Origin of the sequence: Maridesulfovibrio salexigens DSM 2638, assembly GCF_000023445.1 — a bacterium.
GTDB classification, from domain to species: domain Bacteria; phylum Desulfobacterota; class Desulfovibrionia; order Desulfovibrionales; family Desulfovibrionaceae; genus Maridesulfovibrio; species Maridesulfovibrio salexigens.
On record NC_012881.1, the window covers coordinates 3,471,335 to 3,487,355 of the forward strand.

12 protein-coding genes are annotated in these 16,021 nt (G+C 49.0%); 11 read left to right on the forward strand and 1 reads right to left on the reverse strand.

From position 1 onward, the window contains the following. Nucleotides 1-121: 121 nt before the first annotated feature. The 11 genes from recA (at nt 122) to DESAL_RS15905 (ending at nt 14,819) form a co-directional block, all read left to right on the forward strand. The gene (gene recA / locus DESAL_RS15855) at nt 122-1,189 is read left to right on the forward strand and encodes a recombinase RecA (protein WP_015852988.1); all 1,068 of its coding nucleotides are present in this window, start codon (nt 122-124) and stop codon (nt 1,187-1,189) included. A 109-nt stretch (nt 1,190-1,298) separates the two neighbouring features. Next, nucleotides 1,299-3,941: an alanine--tRNA ligase gene (alaS, locus tag DESAL_RS15860; RefSeq protein ID WP_015852989.1), complete on the forward strand. Its 2,643-nt coding sequence runs from the start codon at nt 1,299-1,301 to the stop codon at nt 3,939-3,941. A gap of 90 nt (nt 3,942-4,031) precedes the next feature. Beyond that, nucleotides 4,032-4,460, forward strand: a complete 429-nt coding sequence (rplM, locus tag DESAL_RS15865; protein ID WP_015852990.1) for a 50S ribosomal protein L13 — start codon at nt 4,032-4,034, stop codon at nt 4,458-4,460. Between the two features lie 19 nt (nt 4,461-4,479). Continuing rightward, entirely contained in the window at nt 4,480-4,872 is a 393-nt protein-coding gene (gene rpsI / locus DESAL_RS15870) for a 30S ribosomal protein S9 (RefSeq protein ID WP_015852991.1), read from the forward strand. A gap of 301 nt (nt 4,873-5,173) precedes the next feature. Further along, nucleotides 5,174-6,424, forward strand: coding sequence for an EAL and HDOD domain-containing protein (locus DESAL_RS15875; protein WP_015852992.1), 1,251 nt, complete (start codon nt 5,174-5,176; stop codon nt 6,422-6,424). Between the two features lie 29 nt (nt 6,425-6,453). After that, nucleotides 6,454-7,869: a sensor histidine kinase gene (locus DESAL_RS15880; protein WP_015852993.1), complete on the forward strand. Its 1,416-nt coding sequence runs from the start codon at nt 6,454-6,456 to the stop codon at nt 7,867-7,869. A gap of 15 nt (nt 7,870-7,884) precedes the next feature. After that, nucleotides 7,885-9,162, forward strand: coding sequence for a radical SAM family protein (locus DESAL_RS15885; protein WP_015852994.1), 1,278 nt, complete (start codon nt 7,885-7,887; stop codon nt 9,160-9,162). A gap of 207 nt (nt 9,163-9,369) precedes the next feature. Next, nucleotides 9,370-11,475, forward strand: a complete 2,106-nt coding sequence (locus DESAL_RS15890) for an AsmA family protein (RefSeq protein WP_157046970.1) — start codon at nt 9,370-9,372, stop codon at nt 11,473-11,475. 17 nt (nt 11,476-11,492) lie between these two features. Continuing rightward, a complete protein-coding gene (locus tag DESAL_RS15895) occupies nt 11,493-12,080 on the forward strand; it encodes a DUF1318 domain-containing protein (protein ID WP_015852996.1) in 588 nt (195 codons plus the stop codon). Continuing rightward, nucleotides 12,065-13,543 carry a protein adenylyltransferase SelO gene (locus tag DESAL_RS15900; RefSeq protein ID WP_015852997.1) on the forward strand — a complete coding sequence of 493 codons (1,479 nt, stop codon included), beginning with the start codon at nt 12,065-12,067 and terminating at the stop codon, nt 13,541-13,543. Before DESAL_RS15895 ends, DESAL_RS15900 begins: the two co-directional genes overlap by 16 nt. Nucleotides 13,544-13,565: 22 nt before the next feature. Further along, nucleotides 13,566-14,819: an SEL1-like repeat protein gene (locus DESAL_RS15905; RefSeq protein WP_015852998.1), complete on the forward strand. Its 1,254-nt coding sequence runs from the start codon at nt 13,566-13,568 to the stop codon at nt 14,817-14,819. 78 nt (nt 14,820-14,897) lie between these two features. Here the strand turns inward: DESAL_RS15905 and purM are convergent, their stop codons facing one another. Beyond that, nucleotides 14,898-15,944, reverse strand: a complete 1,047-nt coding sequence (gene purM, locus DESAL_RS15910) for a phosphoribosylformylglycinamidine cyclo-ligase (RefSeq protein WP_015852999.1) — start codon at nt 15,942-15,944, stop codon at nt 14,898-14,900. Nucleotides 15,945-16,021: the final 77 nt, after the last annotated feature.

Consider the following 16,021-nt stretch of genomic DNA (forward strand, 5'->3'; position numbering starts at 1 on the left):
ATAAACGCATCCCGGACGCAGGTGTTGCAGCATTTTATTTAGGTGCGCAACTCCGGCCTTGCACATGTGACAATATACAAGAACAGGATACGTTGAACGTCCAACATTATATGGAGATAAAATGAGCAAGAAAAACGCAAATCCCGAAGACCTCCGCAAGGCGGCCCTGAGTACAGCCCTGACCACCATCGAACGCAAGTTCGGTAAGGGTTCCATCATGCGCCTTGATTCTGAAGCCTCACACAATATTCCGGTAATCCCCACCGGTTCCATCAGCCTTGATATGGCTCTGGGCATCGGCGGTATCCCCAAGGGCAGGATCACCGAAGTATACGGCCCGGAATCTTCCGGTAAAACAACTCTGGCCCTGCATGTTATTGCTGAATGCCAGAGAGCGGGCGGAACCGCAGCATTTGTTGATGCGGAGCATGCCCTTGACGTGAAATACGCCAAAAGACTGGGCGTTAACACTGACGAACTGCTCATTTCCCAGCCGGACTACGGTGAGCAGGCCCTTGAAATCACCGACCTGCTGGTCCGCTCCGGAGCAGTTGATATCGTTATTATCGACTCCGTTGCAGCACTTATCCCGCAGGCTGAACTGGAAGGCAACATGGGTGAAACTCAGGTCGGCGGACAGGCACGACTCATGTCACATGCCCTGAGAAAACTGACCGGTACCATCCATAAATCCAAAGCCGTAGTTCTGTTCATCAACCAGATCCGTATGAAGATCGGCATGACCGGATACGGCAGCCCGGAGACAACCTCCGGTGGTAACGCTCTTAAGTTCTACTCCTCCGTGCGTCTGGACATCCGCAAAATCCAGACCCTGAAAGACAAGGAAGAGGTCTTCGGTTCACGCACCCGAATCAAGATCATTAAGAACAAAGTCGCGCCGCCGTTCCGTGAAGCTCTGGTTGATATCCTTTATGGAACAGGGATGTCCCGCGAAGGCGAATTGCTCGACCTCGGCGTTGAGCACGGCATCGTTGATAAATCCGGTGCATGGTACGCTTTCGGCTCCGAACGCCTGGGACAGGGCAAAGAAAATGTACGCCAGTTCCTCGCGGAAACCCCGGAACTGCGCCAGCAGATTGAAGATAAACTTCTCATCCACCTCGGTATGAAAGAGGACCCTGACATGAATGTAGATGAGAAGGTTGACGAACAAGGTCCGACAGAGTAAAGCCTGTTGGCCCAGCTTAGATTTAATGAACCCCGTTTCGGCGGGGTTCTGGAATAAAACCGAGAGGAAATACCTCTTTTCGGTGATATAGCTATTACGGAGACAGCCCATGAAGGCCAGTGAAATCAGAGAAAAATTCCTTAAGTATTTCGAAAAGAACGGTCACACAATCGTAGACAGCTCATCCCTCGTTCCCAAAGATGACCCGACCCTGCTCTTTACCAACGCAGGTATGGTTCAGTTCAAGAACACTTTCCTCGGTCAGGAAAAAAGGGATTACGTAAGAGCTACCACTTCACAGAAGTGTCTGCGCGTGGGCGGCAAGCACAACGACCTCGAAAACGTAGGTCGTACCGCACGCCACCACACCTTCTTCGAAATGCTGGGTAACTTCTCTTTTGGCGACTACTTTAAAGAAGATGCCATTAAATTTTGCTGGGGCTTCCTTACTGAAGAATTAGGGCTGCCCAAAGATAAACTTTACGTCACCATCTACACTGATGACGATGAAGCAGATGAACTGTGGCAGAAAGTCGTTAACTTCCCGGCTGAGCGTATTTACCGTCTCGGAGAGAAGGACAACTTCTGGTCCATGGGTGATACAGGCCCTTGCGGTCCCTGTTCCGAAGTCCATATTGACCAGGGCGAAGACATGAGCTGCGGCCCTAACTGCGGCATCGGCAAATGCGACTGCGACCGCTACCTTGAAATCTGGAACCTCGTTTTCATGCAGTATGATCAGGACGAGGAAGGCAACCGCGTACCCCTGCCCCGCCCCTCCATTGATACCGGAATGGGCCTTGAGCGCATCACCGCAGTTTGTCAGGGCGTACAGTCCAACTTTGAGACCGATATTTTTCAGCCCATGATTCAGGCTGTAGCCAAGAAAGCCGGCGTGAAATACAAGGAAGACAGCGAGATCGACACTGCATTGCAGGTTATCGCGGACCACTCCCGCTCCATCGCCTTCCTGATCACCGACCAGATCCTGCCTTCCAATGAAGGCCGTGGATACGTACTGCGTCGCCTGATCCGTCGCGCTTTCCGTTTCGGACGTCTGCTCGGCCTGACTGATCCTTTCCTGCACGAAACAACCGCTATGGTTGTTGAGCAGATGAGCGGTCAGTTCCCCGAGCTTCTCGACAACAAAGACTTCATGGCCCGCATGGTCAAGGAAGAGGAAGAACGCTTCAGCCAGACTCTCGACAAGGGTCTGATCATCCTCGAAGAGGAAATGGAAGAGCTGAAAAAAGCCGGCAAGAACCTCATTTCCGGTGAAACCGCTTTCAAACTTTACGACACCTACGGTTTCCCGCTGGACATCATCAACGATGTTGCGGAAAAACAGGAATTCGAAGTTGATGAAGACGGCTTCAATGCAGCTATGAAAGAACAGAAAGACCGTGCGAAAGCAGCATGGAAGGGTTCCGGCGAGAAAAACTCCGGCGCGATCTTCCGTCAGGTTCTGGAAGCAGGACTTAAAAACAGCTTCACCGGATACTCCGAGCTGACCACTGAATCACGCATCGTCAACCTGCTTTCCGAAGAAGGCGAACACCTTGAGCGCATCACTCAGGGCAACGGCGGCTGGATCATCACTGCTGCAACTCCCTTCTACGGTGAATCCGGCGGTCAGATGGGCGACACAGGTGCTGTGGGCACCCTTACCGGTAATGCTGAAGTGCTGGAAACCGTAAAGGCTTCCGCAGACCTTACCGCTTCAAAAGTTTTCGTAAGCGAAGGCGAACTGCTGCTTGAGCAGGAAGCCAAGCTTGAGGTCAGCCCTGAAACAAGAGTAGCAACAGAGCGTAACCACACTGTTACACACCTGCTCCACGCTGCTCTTAAGAAAGTTCTGGGCGACCACGTTAAGCAGTCCGGGTCACTGGTGGGACCTGATCGTCTGCGCTTTGACTTCACCCACATTGCAGCCATGACTCCCGAAGAAATCGGAGAGGTTGAAAATGAAGTAAACCGTGCTATACTGGGCGACACTCCCGTAGTCGTTCAGGAAATGAGCAATGACGAAGCTGCCGCTAAAGGCGCAACCGCATTGTTCGGTGAAAAGTATGGTGATGTAGTCAGAGTTGTCGAAATTCCGGGCGAATCCATGGAGCTTTGCGGTGGTACTCACCTCAAGGCAACCGGTGAAGCCGGAACCTTTGTGATTCAGTCCGAGTCCGGTGTTGCAGCGGGTATCCGCCGCATCGAAGCCGCGACCGGTTGGAATTCACTCAAATTTCTGCAAGAGCAGCGCGCCGAAGTCGTTACATCTTCAGCAATGCTCAAAGCAGCACCCGGACAGCTGGCCGATAGAATTGCGGCTTTGCAGTCTCAGGTGAAGGAACTTACCAAAGCCAACGACAAGCTTCAGTCAAAACTGGCTTCCGGTGCAGGTGCAGACCTGATGAGTTCCATTGAAGAGATTGGCGGAGTAAAAGTACTCGCAGCCAAGCTCGAAGTTACAAATGTCAAAGCCCTGCGCGATCAGGCCGATGCCCTGAGATCCAAAATGGATTCCGGCATCTTCTGTCTGGTAGCACAGGTTGATGACAACAAAGTTTCCCTGATTATCGCCGTGACCAAGGACTTGCACGATAGATTCCAGGCAGGCGCATTAATCAAACCCGTTGCGGCTGAGGTAGGCGGCGGTGGTGGCGGCAGGCCCGATATGGCGCAGGCCGGTGGTACCAACCCCGCTGGTATTGAAAAAGCATTCGCAACCCTTAAGAAACTGGTTGCAGATTCATAGTCTGAGAAAAAGGGTACATTTAAGCTTGACATCCAACGGTCAAAGTTTGTATACATCCCCTTCCCAGATTTTATGCAAGGAGCATTTCTAATGAAAACATATATTCCTAAAGATGAAGACATCAACCGCGAATGGTTCGTAGTTGATGCTGAAAATATGGTTCTCGGTCGCCTCGCAACCCAGATTGCCAACAAGCTCAGAGGAAAAGACAAAGCAATGTTTACTCCTCATGTTGACACTGGCGATTTCGTCGTCGTTCTGAACGCTGACAAAATCAAGGTTACCGGTAACAAAATGGATCAGAAGACCTACTACAAGCACACCAACCACCCCGGTGGTCTGAAAGAAAGAACTCTCAAGGTTATGCTTGAGAAGAAGCCTGAAGTAGTCATCGAAACTGCAGTCCGCGGCATGCTTCCTAAGAACCGCCTCGGCAAGCAGATGATCAAAAAGCTGAAAGTATACGCTGGTACCGAACACCCGCATACTGCACAGCAGCCCAAAGTACTGGAATTCTAATTAAGGGTGGAGCAATAAAATGAGTAAAGATTTCAATTACGCTACTGGCAGAAGGAAAAACGCTGTTGCCCGTACCCGCCTTTATGAGGGAACCGGTGCAATCACCGTTAACGGTAAACCTTACGAAGATTACTTTCCTCGTAAAACCCTGCAGATGATCGTTCAGCAGCCCCTGAAACTGACCAAGACCCTCGGCAAGTTCGACATCAAAGTCAACGCTGACGGCGGTGGAGTTGCAGGTCAGGCACAGGCTGTAAGACACGGTATCTCCCGCGCACTTATCGAGATAGATCCTGAACTGCGTTCTATCCTCAAACGTGCCGGCCTCCTGACTCGTGACGCTCGTAAGAAAGAGCGTAAAAAATACGGTCAGCCCGGTGCTCGCGCAAAATTCCAGTACTCCAAACGTTAAGAAGTACTGCGAATATATTCGCAAGACCATTCAGGCGGAACTGCTATTGCGGTTCCGCCTTTTTTTATGCGGGAAGCTCCGTGACTCCTGCTTCAGCTGATCAGTTTGGCTATGGTGTCAAATTAAAATCAAGAACGAAATACTAGACCGCCATATGCCAATAAGAGATATTTATAAGTTAATTAAATTTCAGAGTGAAATTTTATGAAATGATATATATTCTCAAGGCGCTGAAGCTCTGGATATTCCATAAAAAAGAATATATTCCTAAGCAAAACAGTTAGCAGGAATTACTTATAATATGTCCCGTAAAAAACCGCTTTACGACAAAACTTTTTTTGCCCGGCAACCCATCCTGATGCCGGACCAGTCCCTATGGGGATATGAGCTGCTTTTCCGCAACAGCAGCGAAGCTACTAGTGCCGAGATTTCCGACAGCTACAAAGCGACACTGCGTGTTGCTGCGGATATCTGTGCAGCCCCCGGTGAAAATCTGCCGGATAATGTGAAGCTGGTAGTAAATTTTTCGCACAAAGCCATTATGGACAAAGTGCCCTACTCGTTGCCTGCAGCAAAAACTGTTGTTCAGATTCCTGAAACCACTCCCCCCACCCCCAACCTGATCAAGGCCATAAAAGAACTTTCTGAAGACGGTTTTTACATAGCCATTGATGACTTTGAAGGGCGGCCGCAGGGAGAATTCCTTATTGCCTATGCCGATGCAATCATCGTTGATTTCCTCTCTGCTGATAAAGAAAAACTGGAACGCATCTGCAAGCTCTGCAAAGAATATGAAACTAAGCTCATAGCCAAGCGGGTAGAAAACACCGATCAATTCAACATGGCCCAGGAACTGGGTTTTAACTTTTTTCAGGGATTCTATTTCAAGCGGCCGGAAAATGTTAAAGGGCGTAAACTTCGTTCCGGTGAAATTGTAAAACTCAAGCTGCTCAAGCTAATAGAAGATTCATCACCTGATTTTGAAGCTATGGCTGAAGCGTTGCAAAACGATGTATCCATCAGCTTCAGACTGCTGACACTGCTGAACTCTCCGACTTTCGGTTTTTCCCAAAAGATCACTTCCATCAAGCAGGCCCTTGTTCTGGCCGGATGGAAAATGGTCAAGAACTGGCTGCGGGTCATTCTGCTCACAGATCTGACTCCCAAGGAAAAAAGCCGCGAGCTGCCCCAGCTGGCCACTCAAAGAGCAAAATTTCTGCAATTGCTGGCTCAGAATTCCGACAAGGGATTGCCGACTGATTCCATGTTCCTGCTTGGACTTTTCTCCCTGCTGGGTGCTATGTTTGATCTGCCCATGAAGGAACTGACCAGCTACCTGCCCCTTGAAGATGAAATCAATCAGGCCCTGTGCGGTGAAGAGAATTCATATAGCAGATATCTGGACCTGACCACTTTCTTTGAATCCGGGGACTGGGATAATCTTGATTTTCTTCTGGGAGAACTGGAACTCGATCCGGTTATGGTTGCAAAAAGCTATTACGAGTCCACCCGCTGGGCAAACAGCTTTTTCCAGATTCCCGGTGCTTCCTGATCAAAACGCTGCCTTAAACAGGAGCCAACATGCCGCACTCATGCCTCAGTGATGTACATGCGAAACTGAACGTTCTGATTACCGGAAAAAGTCCGGTAATCCACACTCTCATGCCACTACTACATGATCTCGGTCATGCGGTATCAATAACCCGCTCTCCGCGGGAAACCCTTTTCACCTACGCCAGCCAGCAATCCGACTTAATAATCATGGCTGAGCAAGACGATACCTGTCAGACCTTTTCCAGCATCCGTGAAGTCAACGAAGATGCAGAAGCGCTTTTTATCATCGACACTTCAAAGCCTGAATCCTTTGAACCGCTCTTTGATTTCCCCAACATCTCCTTTCTGCCTTCCACAGTATCCAAAGAAAAGCTGCTGACTTTCATAAAAAATTTTCAGGCTCAACATCTGCGCAAAAAAAAGCATGAAGAGGATGCCAAGCTTTACGGCCTGATCATGCAGAGCCTTCCTTTTCCCGCTCTCTTGATCAGCACTAAAACAGAACAGACAATACTGGCTAACAAGGCCGCGCATAATCAGCTTCCGGCTTTTGAATACGAGCAGGCTCCGCCTTTCATGTCCGCACTTTCCGATGAAGTGCGCCACAACATCTTTTCCGATCTTGAATCGTATCACCTGCATTATCTGAAATCAGTAAATGCTTATGAGCGCTTCTGGGATCTCACCGTGGATCAGGTTGCACCTTCCGTCTTCATGCTGCTGGCTGTAGATGTCACTGAACAACGTCAGCAAATGCAACTGCGTGAGGAAATGGAACGTATTGCACGACATGATCTACGCTCTCCCACAGCTAATATTGTGGGTATGTCACGTATTCTTGAGACCGAGGCCGGACTTGATGAAGAATTCCAGCCGCTGGCTGAAATCGTCCGCAAAACCAGCGAACGCATGATCCGCCAGATTGACACCTCCCTGACCCTTATCCGTTTGGAGACAGGCTCCCTTAAAGCTGACGCACATCCCTTTAACCTATACACAGCCATCAGCGCAGCCATCGGCGACCTGAGCCAGCTGGTTGAGGAAAAGAATCTCGAAATAGTCAGCCTGCAGGGCAGAGAGCCCATTACTGAAGAATGCTTTATCGTCTGCTACGGCGAGGCATCGCTGATCATCACCATGTTTTCCAACCTGCTCAAGAATGCAGCAGAAGCAGCACCGGAGCACTCCACTATCACTATCAACATCACGGAAGACAGCCGCTTCATCACTACCAAAATCCACAACATGGGCGAAATTCCGGTCAGTATCCGCGAAACATTCTTTGACCGCTACGCCACTTACGGCAAGAAAAAAGGAACCGGATTAGGAACTTACAGCGCAAGACTCATTGCCAGCGCCTCGGGTGGAGATATTTCATTCACAACTTCAGAAGAAAAGGGTACGACCCTGATCACAACAATTCCAAAACCACCAATTAAATAAAACAGGACCAGATTAATGGCTGCCAAAAAGAAACCGCGTCCGTTGCTCGTCTTTGCCGACGAAAACGGCCAGATATATGATCATCCCGAATTAGAAATGATGTGCCGCCGTGGCGATGAATTGTTTCAGCCCAAGCCGGAAGAATACATCCCCCTGCCCCCGGACAGCGAATTTTTCCTGCTTCCGGGTAGATTCCCCATCGGACTTGACCCGGAAACAGGTGAAGTGGTCGAAGTGGAAGGAACTGCGGTAACCGCATTTGCCTGCCCGGGACACACCCTGACCGGACTTGCCGCATACGGTAATACCGATGATGCCCCGGTGCTGCCCATGTTTTCTTACGGTGCAGTAGGTTTTGCCAACGGCAAATTCTGGGTCACCGCCAAGAAAGTTGATGAGGACAAGCGTCAGGTTTTCACTAAAATTCCGAACAAAAAAATTGATGCCGGTGCCCACCGGATGTTGAAGGAAATGCCCGACAACAGACTGGTCCGCCATCTGGCTGGATGCGCACTTACATACTGTTGTCCTGCGGCCAAGAACCTAGCTCTTGGACGCTTTGAAGCACCTCTGCCGACCTCCAGAACCTGTAATGCCCGTTGCATCGGTTGTATTTCCGAGCAGCCTGAAGATTCCGGTTTTCCTTCACCGCAGGAACGCATCAAATTCACTCCCACTGCCGAGGAAATCACCCAGATCATGCATTTTCACGCCAAGCGTGAACGCAAGCCTGTGTTCTCTTTCGGTCAGGGCTGTGAAGGTGAACCGCTCACCGAGCATGTATTGCTTACCGAGGCCATTAAGAAATACCGTGATGAAGGCGGTATCGGTACTGTAAACATCAACACCAACGGTTCCATCACTGAAGCAATGGAGCCGCTGGCAGCAGCTGGACTCAACTCCATCAGAGTAAGTCTGAACAGTCTGCGCGAGCCTGTTTACAACACCTACTACCGGCCCAAGGGATATAAATTTGATGACGTGTTGGCTACCATCGCCAAAGCGAAAGAACTGGACCTGCACGTATCCCTGAATTTTCTTTATTTCCCCGGCATCAGTGATACGGAATTTGAGGTCAGCGCACTCGTTGAAGTTGCCAAGCAGACCAAGTTCGATTTTATCCAGCTTCGTAACCTGAATATCGACCCCGACCTGTACATGGAACTGATGGAGCCTTACGAATTCGGTCCGGGTATGGGATTCATCAACTTCCGCAAACGGATCAAAAACGAATGTCCTTGGATTAACTTTGGATACTTCAACCCTTACCTCGGGGACGGAAAGCAGAGATAGATGCGCTTTGCGCTTTTGATATTTTAATTTCGCCTCCGGCGGCTTAAACCCTTTTTGAAAAAAGGTTTTAAGAATCCCAAAAACTTTTAGTAATCTAAGTCATTGCTAACTAAATCAGAGGGAGATTAGATCATTTCGATCGAATCTCCCTTTTCCTTTTGAATCAGCCTGCTTTTCAGCGGGCCGTCAGCCGTGTATAAATATTCGATGAACAGACGATCCCTATTTTTCAGCACATGTATGATCATGCTGCTGATCTTCTCCATACCGCAATCATCTTTCTCAAAAGAAGGTGGATTCGGCCTGAACTGGCAATTCGCCGTTGATTTGCCGCAGGCAGGAGTAGTCGGGGTTCTGAAGGGATATATTGAGCATCTGAAAGGCTCAAAATTTAAATTCAACGGAGAATACCTAAACAGAAAAGGACCTATCAACTCCGGTCCGATTAAGCTCAGCACAAACTTTGATCTTGATTCCGGGCTGCTACGCCTGAATTCCTTTAATCTCACAATTAATAATTTAAAAACTGATCTGCCTCAGCTTGGATTAAGTAATCCCGACCTAAGCATCACCGGAAAAGGAATTCTCGATCCTGTTTCAGTGGCAGCGGACTTCAAAGATTTACAGATAAAAGCCGGAAATCTGCCGGACCTAACAGGCAGATTGACCTACACCCCGGCTAGAGATGGAAGTTGCCTCCTGGAAATAAGTAATCCCCTGCCACTGCTGGAACAAATCGTAGAAATAAATTTCCCGGACTTTGAAAAATGGGACAAGGAAGGAAATTTTTCACTCAAAATTGCGCTGCGTAAAATCAACAGTGCCCCCGAAGCGAGTTTAAAACTTGATTTCAGTGAAATCTCCGCCGCATCAGCTGACGGACTGGCACTTGTAGACAGCGTAGTAGGAAACATCGAAGCCACCAGTCTGCTTAACAATCCCCAGCCAACGCTGAATATAACTTTTCAATCCGGCGAAGCCCTTTACGATACCTTTTATGTAAACATCACAAAACATCCGCTAAATGCTGAGATTAAATCCACCCTGCCTGATAAATTCGGCAAGATTAAACTTAAGACTCACATAGACTGGAAAGGCATGGGAAACATCAAAGCGGATGCGCAGCTTAAAGATATCTTTCATAGCCCTGCGTTTTCCGGCAATGTAGAATACAAAACGGATGAACTATCTGCACCGTTCAAAGCCTTTGCAATTGATCCCTTCTCCTTGGAGGGATTAAGCGGCAACGGCAAATTTGCATTACGCTGCGCCTTCAACGGCACAAAGCCTAAAACACATCTACGCGGGGAAATGGATTTTGAAAACTGTACGGTCAGCAAAGATGAAACTGTTTTCAAAGGTATTAATGCAGACCTGCCCTTTGTACTTTCCCTTAATGAAAAACTACTTCCCCAAGCGGATGACACCCTGCCCTATTCCCCGGCAGGTATTATCAGCTTTGATGAAATCAAGTCCGGACAACTTGAGATAAAAGATTTTGCTTTTCCTATCAGCGTATCCTCGAATTCCATTGAATTCGGAACAGTACCGACCATCAATTTGGAAGGAGGCACCCTCAATCTTTCCGACTTGAAGATACGTCATCCCTTTAATGATGACTTTGCGCTCAATGGTAAAATCGTTACCAATGACATCAATTTACTGCCCCTCTCCCCGCAATCACTGCCAATCGATGGACAGCTAAGCGGAGACTTGAAATTTTGGTTACTCAAAGATCATCTTTCCACCAGCGGTAAACTTTACGGCAATGTCTATGGCGGTGAGATGACCATTGATGAGATTTTTGCAGAGAATCCTTTTGAGGATTCACGGCAGTACGGGGCAGACTTCAACGTAAAGCATCTCGATCTTGAACCGCTCAGTAAGGCGCTTGATATCGGACGAATCACAGGTCGTATGGACCTGGATCTAAACGAACTGGTCATCGCTTACGAGCAACCTGCATCATTCCACCTTGTGGCCCGTACAACTCCCGGTTCCGGCAAGTCCGGTGATATCAGCCTCAAAGCGGTAAACACCCTGTCGGTTATCGGAACCGGTTCCGGGCTTACCGGAGCAGGGGTGGGAGTTTTCTCGCAATTTTTTAAAGAATTCGGCTATGCCGGACTGGGCCTCGAGTGCACCCTTAACGATGATATATTCAAGATTCGAGGCTTGATCAGAGATGATGGAATCGAGTACATTATTAAAAGACCGCCCTTGTTCGGCATCAACGTAATCAACAGCAACCCCGAAAACCTGATCAGCTTTTCCGACATGCTCAAAAGACTGAAACGGGTCATCGGCAACTAAAAGCACAGGAGTTTACCATGCTCAAAAAAACCGCACAGGTTTTAACCTTTATCAGCCTTCTTTCCTTTGTCGCCTGTGTGACAGTGAACATATATTTCCCTGCAGCCAAGGTTGAACGGGCCGCAGAAGATATTGTGGAAGATGTTTACGGAACTAATCCCAAGCAGGACAATAAAGACGACCAGTCCGCACTGGAAAGCTTCCTTGCCCTGCTCACACCGCAAGCTGCTCACGCTCAGGTAAGCAAAGCTGAGATCGACAAGAAATCCAACGCCGCTATCCGTGGACTGAAGCAGTCCATTGCCGCCGACCACAAAAAACTGGTTCCCTATTACAACTCCGGTAACATCGGCATCACCAAAGACGGCTACCTGAAAATAATCAGCAAGGATGGACTGAACATCAAGCAGACCGCAGACCTGCGCCGCATTGTTTCGCAGGATAACGATACCCGCGACCAGCTATACTCCGAAGTAGCCGCATCCATGAATATTCCTGGCAGTGAGCTCGCAAAAGTCAAAGCCATCTTTGCACAGGAATGGCAGGAACGTGCTCCATCCGGATGGTTTATCCAGAACGCAAACGGTAAATGGATGCGGAAATAATTTCTGTCATGCCCTTTGATAACAGTTACGCACGGCTGGACAAAAAATTCTACCAGCGCATAAATCCCACCCCGGTTAAGCATCCCCGGATCATTCTTGTGAACAGGGAGCTTGCCGGGGAAATGGAATTCCCGTTGCCGGAAACTGATGCTGAACTGGCCGAACTGTTTTCCGGCAACAAACCGCCTCAGGGTTCGGAACCGCTGGCCCAAGTGTATGCCGGACATCAGTTCGGTAATTTCGTGCCCCAATTGGGAGATGGAAGAGCTGTCCTGCTTGGTGAATTCGTCAGCAGCAGCGGAAAACGCTACGACATCCAACTCAAAGGTGCCGGACAGACCATGTATTCCCGCAACGGTGACGGCCGGTCGCCCCTTGGTCCGGTAATCCGCGAATACATTGTAAGTGAAGCCATGTTCCGGCTGGGAATCCCCACCACCCGCGCCCTTGCCATGGTTTGCAGCGGAGAAGAAGTTTTCCGGGAACAAGCTCTTCCCGGAGCAGTCTTCACTCGTGTTGCATCCAGCCATATCAGAATCGGGACTTTCGAGTACTTTGCTTCCCGCAATGATTATGAGGGAGTAAAAACTCTGGCAGATTACGCCATTGACCGTCACTATCCACATCTTAAAGAGGCCGGAAATCCCTATGCTGCATTCCTAGGAAAGGTCTGCTCGGTTCAGGCGCGGCTGATAGCCAAATGGATGCGGATCGGATTTATCCACGGGGTCATGAATACTGACAACACCACCATTTCCGGCGAGACCATTGATTACGGTCCCTGCGCTTTCATGGATGGTTATGATCCGGCAACAGTTTTCAGTTCCATCGACCATTACGGAAGATATGCTTACGCCCGCCAACCTTCTATTGCCCAATGGAATCTTGCCGGACTTGCAGGATGTCTGCTGCCCCTCATTCATAAGGATACTGGACAGGCCAAATCCCGTGCGGAAGAAATTGTGCAGGGATTCGGACCGGAATTCAGGACACATTACTTTGCTGAGATGTGCAGCAAGATCGGTCTGAAACCGGAAGAACCAGTTCAAGAATTGCTGAATGATTTATTGCAGATCATGCACGAATCCAAGGCGGACTTTACCCTCAGCTTCAGGATGCTGGGCAAAGCTGTTTTGGGCAACGAAACGCCGCTACTGAAACTTTTTAACGAAAGAGATAAAATTAGGGAATGGCTTGAAAAGTGGGACGAAGAACGGGAACGGCAAAACATAAAGAAGGAAGATGCGGTCCGCACTATGGACCGCAACAATCCGGCATTCATCCCCCGCAACCACCGCGTTGAGCAGGCCATCAGTGCTGCTGTTGAAAATGATGATTTCGAACCGACCAAAAAACTGATCAAAATTCTGCATCATCCATATGATGACCAACCGGAATACGATGAGTACATGCAGCCTCCGGAACCGACAGAACGTGTTTACCAGACATTCTGCGGAACTTAAGCAAAACCAGACCGGAGTATATATGAAACGTTTCATACATTTAATCTTTTGCGCAGCCTTATTGTTTATGGGGCTATCTGCCGTTTTTCCCACACTCTCAAATGCCGATGACTTTGAAGACGGGTTTGCAGCCTACCAGCAGGGAGATTACGAACTTGCAAGCCGTCTTTTTTTAAAAGCGGCGGAACAGGACCACGCTAAGGCTATGTATAATCTGGGTATAATGTTCAGCAGCGGCTCCGGTATGCAACGGGACTTTTCTAAAGCGGCAATGTGGTTCAGAAAAGCAGCAGATCAAGGTTCGGTAGGTGCACAGTACAATCTGGCAATGATGTACGCTAACGGCATCGGTGTTAAGCAGGATCATGCCCAAGCCGCACAACTGTATCTACCAATTGCCGAGCAAGGCTTAGCTGAAGCGCAGAACAACCTGGCAGCAATGTATGAAAACGGACTGGGAGTAACTCAGAATTTAGAAACGGCCCTGTCCTGGTATCGCAAAGCAGCAGAACAGGGACTGCCAATAGCCCAATATAATCTGGGCATAATGTATGCCCACGGCATGGGCATAGATCAGGATTTTAATCAGGCTGTGCATTGGTACCGCAAGGCTGCGGAGCAAGACAATGTCATGGCTCAAAACAACCTTGGGTCTATGTATAATAACGGCAAAGGAGTTGAACAGGACTACTCCATAGCAGCCTATTGGTACCGCCGGGCAGCAGAACAGGGTTTTGCAGGAGCACAGCTTAATCTAGGCAGGCTTTACGAAAACGGTCTGGGGCTGGCGCAGGATTACGCTCAGGCTTCCCAATGGTATACGAAAGCTGCGGAACAAGGACTGCCAAAAGCCCAGCATGATCTGGCCATTATGTACGCAGAGGGCTTGGGAGTTCCGCAAAACTACTCGCATGCGGTATTATGGTACTTAACGGCAGCAGAACAAGGCTATGCGCTATCCCAATACAATCTTGGCCTTATGTTCGACAGCGGACTGGGAGTAAAGCAGGACCGCACCAGAGCTGCCCAATGGTATTTAAAGGCTGCAAAGCAGGGAGTGCCCGAAGCCCAGTACAATATTGCAGCAATGTATGAAAGCGGACAGGATATTACGCAAGACTACATTCAGGCATACATGTGGTTCAGCCTGTCAGCTGAACGAGGAATTAAACAGGCAGTAAAAAGCCGGGATAGACTCAAAAGCAGGATGACTCAGTCTGAAATACAAAAAGCATCGAAACTTGCCGAAGACTGGCAACCATCACACAGTCAATGACCAATTAAAAAATTTAGAAACGAAAAAAGCCCTCAAACCATAAGGTTTGAGGGCTTTTTGATTTACCAAAAACAAAAACTAGAAATTAACTTTAACCTGCTCGGAATCTCCGTCACGGGCGGTGATTTCACCGATCTTCCATGAGTTGAGCTTCATTCCTGCCAGTCTGTTCAGCACATCTTCTTCATGGTCTTTGGATACAACGAGGATGTAACCAATACCGGTGTTGAAGATCTGCAGCATTTCAGGCCAGCTGAGATCGCCCTGTTCCTTGAGCCAGTTGAACACGGGAGAAACTTCCCATGAATTGAAGTTGATTTCTGCGGTAACCTGCTTGGGCAGGATGCGGGGTACGTTATCGTAAAAACCGCCGCCGGTAACATGAACCATACCCTTGATTTCAATATCACGGGAAAGGTTATGAACCGCATCAACGTAGATTCTGGTGGGAGCCAGCAGCGCTTCGCCGATTTTCTGGTCAGTACCGGGAAGCAGGTCGTCTGCTTTCAGGCCGGACTCATCAAAAATCTTGCGCACCAGAGAGTAACCGTTGGAATGGATGCCGGAAGACTCCAGACCGATGATGGAATCTCCGATAGTAATGGAGGAACCGTCTACGATCTTGGCGTTATCCACCATACCGACACAGAAACCGGAAAGGTCGTACTCACCGTCAGCATAGAAACCGGGCATTTCAGCGGTCTCACCGCCGAGCAGCGCACAGCCGGACTGCTTACAGCCTTCCACAACACCTGCGATAACTTCTTCAGCCACACCGGACTCAAGTTTGCCGGTTGCAAAGTAGTCGAGGAAGAACAGGGGTTTTGCACCCTGCACGAGAATATCGTTTACGCTCATAGCAACGAGATCGATACCGATAGTATCGTGCTTGTTTACTGCAAAAGCGAGTTTAAGCTTGGTTCCCACACCGTCGGCACCTGCCACCAGTACGGGCTCTTCCATCTGAGTAAGGTCAAGCTTGAACAGCCCGCCGAACCCGCCAATATCAGTGACCACACCCTTGGTGAAGGTGGAACCCACCATACCTTTAATGCGACCAATAAAATCATTAGCCGCATCGATATCAACACCGGCGGCTTTATATGCATCAGAACGACTTGCCATATTAATTTCTCCTAACAGTCTCTAAGAACGGACTGTATATGCTGAATCCCGTATAAGTTCAAGGAACAACATCACCC